General features: G+C 64.5%; 3 protein-coding genes and 2 pseudogenes. 2 read left to right on the plus strand and 3 right to left on the minus strand.

Annotated features, from left to right (window positions below; genetic code table 11):
- Window positions 1-305: pseudogene (locus F8271_RS30700) on the plus strand (hypothetical protein); the annotation flags it as partial.
- Window positions 306-1,459: 1,154 nt separating this feature from the next.
- Window positions 1,460-1,774, plus strand: a pseudogene (locus F8271_RS30705) (IS5/IS1182 family transposase); the annotation flags it as partial.
- Here F8271_RS30705 and F8271_RS32740 read toward each other — a convergent pair.
- From F8271_RS32740 to F8271_RS30715, 3 genes are all read right to left on the minus strand, one after another.
- Window positions 1,741-1,893, minus strand: coding sequence for a hypothetical protein (locus F8271_RS32740; protein ID WP_192580536.1), 153 nt, complete (start codon window positions 1,891-1,893; stop codon window positions 1,741-1,743). The pseudogene F8271_RS30705 and the gene F8271_RS32740 sit on opposite strands and share 34 nt — an antisense overlap.
- A gap of 174 nt (window positions 1,894-2,067) precedes the next feature.
- Window positions 2,068-2,400 (minus strand): hypothetical protein, encoded by a 333-nt coding sequence (locus tag F8271_RS30710; RefSeq protein ID WP_151493287.1) that lies wholly within the window; start codon window positions 2,398-2,400, stop codon window positions 2,068-2,070.
- Between the two features lie 29 nt (window positions 2,401-2,429).
- Window positions 2,430-2,831 (minus strand): recombinase family protein, encoded by a 402-nt coding sequence (locus tag F8271_RS30715; RefSeq protein WP_151493288.1) that lies wholly within the window; start codon window positions 2,829-2,831, stop codon window positions 2,430-2,432.
- Between the last annotated feature and the right edge of the window lie 170 nt (window positions 2,832-3,001).

A 3,001-nucleotide genomic window follows, 5' to 3' on the forward strand; every position in this document is an offset into this window, starting at 1 on the left:
TCTTGGCGCAGGTCAAGGGCGATGGGCTGCGGTTGACCGGGCCGGGTGGGTTCCTGTCGGAGTTGGTGAAGGCGGTCCTGGAGCGGGGGCTGCGGGCCGAACTGCGGGATCATCTGGGCTATGCCAACGGTCAAAGCTCGACCTTGCGAATGCCCTGGCTGTTCGGTCGTCAACCGGGACAGGTCGATCTCGTCGTGGTTCCGCAGGAACGTGGCCCACTGCCCGCCGACCGGAAGCTTCGGGGTGTCGCGCAGCGCCTCGATCAGCGACTCGGGTCCGGCATCAATCGCGCACCAAGTCGTTAGTAGATCCCCTGTCCGGAAAGCTCGTGGCAGCCCACAAACACCCTTGGGCTGTCTGACCTGCGCGGATGTGCCACGTTGCCTACGCCTGACGACACAAATGCGGCACGACGGATCTCCCGCGACCATGATCCCGTAGGTAGTCTCCGTTGCCATGATCACGCAGCCCCTTGCCTCACGCTCGTGGAAACTCCGCGCCGCAGTGGCCGCCGCTGTCGTGCTCGCATCGTGCCTTGCGCTCCCAGTTGGCTGGGCGGCAACAGGTGACGTGCTCGCTCTTCATCCGGGCACGACCCCAGAACAAGATCAGATCAAACAGGACATTCGCGGACTACTCCGGGGCCCTGAGTGGAGTGGCAGGCGTCACAAGCATGAACGTTCGTCGGGAGCTCTACCGTTGTGTGCGACGAAGGTGTTCTCGAACCGTCCGGGAGGATGCCGAACGGTAGATCTGTGGTGTTGCATGCGCGCAAAAGCGCCGCTTGCGTCGACAAGTGCCATGTCGGTGGCACCGGATTGTGGTTCAGGGAACTTGGAATTGAGTAGATTGAGGTAGATGCACCCATGCCGATGACGATTGAAACGTGGGCCATATTTCTTGAAAGCTACTGCGCTTCACACAAAAAGCTGAACTGGAAAGGGGTCGAGCAGCTGCCGCTGTTTGCAAGGCGGATCGGGATACCCGATGTTCAAGAGGTATATGAGGCAGCCAGGAGTCAGCTGTTTTTGATCGGCTTCAACCTGACACCCGGAAATACATTGACCAGAACGTCCCGGAGCTCCGGTGGCCCGCACGTCCGTGGGGCATGGGGGCCTCGGACATAAGCAAGACCCTACGGGTTGCGGCCGAATTGCGCTCGCCTCAAACATCGAATCCGCCCTCCACTTCCGGCGCATCGAACTCAACCTCCGCGCCGGCTTTCTGGTTGCCCGGGCCGGAACAGAAACCGTCCAGTGGACGAGCACAGTAGTAGGGGAGGCCGAACGCCAAGCCCCCGCACCTGCGGGGGCCTGTACCAGGGCGTTCGCAAGGACTCTGTTGGCTAAGAGCGACCGGCAGTAGGCAACGATTTGGACAGACGGTGGCTCGGGGGTAGCAAGCAGGCACGATCCGTCGATCATGGAGTTCTCTACGCTCAGTGATCGACAGGAGTCCCGTGCCTGCGCTGCCATCATCGCTGTTGAACCCCGTCTGGGTCGAGTTCGCCGCGCTACTTCCCCAGCGACCGGAGTTTGACCCGGCCCATCCGCTGGGCTGCCACCGCCGCCGTATCCCCGACCTCGTTGTGTTCGAGCACGTCATCGACGCGCTTGTGCACGGCTCTGGCTACGAACGCATCGCCACCACCCGGTGCTCGGACCGCACTATCCGCCGCCGGGTCAAGGACTGGGCCGCGGCCGGGATCGGCCAGAGGGTCCACGCGCTGGCCCTGGCCGCCTACGACCAGATGATCGGCCTGTCGTTGCAGGACTCCATCATGGCCAGGACCTCGGACAGTTCGGCGTGCATCGCCGTGAGCTGCCGCACCAGCAGGGTGACCTGCTCGGTGGTCAGGTCGCCGGCCGGGACGTCGCGTACGTTACTGGCCACGGCCGACACCCTATCGACCTGCTGACATCCCCCACACCGAGCTACCGGTAGGTGACTTTGGGGCTGGTGGCATGTACCCCGGCCGGGGGCGTCGAGGCGCGCGACCGGCCCCGGACATAGCGCAGCCCACCGGCCACGGGGAAGCCGGCGGGCTGCGCTATATGTCGGCTGAGGCTACTCCTGCTGGCCGTCGCGGTCGATCAGCCGGTTGAGCAGTCCCACGATCTCGGTCAGGTGGGCGCCGTGCTGATCGCGGAGGTGCCCGACCGTCGCGGTCAGCTGATCGACCTTCTCGCCGAGCCCGGTGATCGCCTGTCCCTGTTCGAGCTGGGTCTCCCGCAGCAGCGCGCCCAGCGTGCGGGTGTGCCCGCGCAACTCGGCCCGGTAGTCGGCGACGTCGCGATCGGCGCCGGACGCCAACGCGCGTGCCGCGGCCGCCTCCTGCCGCAGCACGCCGACCTCCGCCTCCAGCGTGGCGACCCGCTGAGCGAGCTCGTCGAGGTTCATGGTGGTCACGCTACCTTTCCGCTGTGCGGCTATCGGCCGGTGAGGTGGGCGGCCAGTTCGGCGCGGTCGTCGATGAGTTTGTAGATGATCGGGCGGGACACCGCGAAGTGCCGGGCGATGCCGGTGACGTTCCAGACCGGACGGTCGTCGGGGCCGCGTTCGTCGAGCATCTGGTAGACCTGCTTGATCTGGCGCATGGACAGCTTGTGCGGGCGCCCGCCGTTGCGGCAGCGGTTGGTGGTGGCGGCCAGACCCTCCCGAGTTCCTTCCACGATCAATTCCCGGTTGAACTCGTCGAATGCGCCGAGCAGGTGGAGCATGAGTCGGCCGGTGGAGGTGGAGGTGTCGATGTCCTGCTGGATGACCTTCAGGTCCACGCCCCGCTCGCGCAGGTCACCGGTGAGGCTAATCAGGTGCTTGACCTCCGCTATTCAGAGTAGATAGCGGGTATCGAGGGTGATCAAGGAAAGGTGCACCCGACCTGCAAGGATGTGGTTGTCTACGCCATGTCCTTTGTAGAAGCGGGTGCACCTTTCTGGTGAGCAAGTCTATCGGGTGGGATGACCGGCTGTCGGTGACGGCCACAGATAAGAACCTCGTC

Source organism: Micromonospora sp. ALFpr18c, assembly GCF_008868155.1.
GTDB lineage: Bacteria > Actinomycetota > Actinomycetes > Mycobacteriales > Micromonosporaceae > Micromonospora.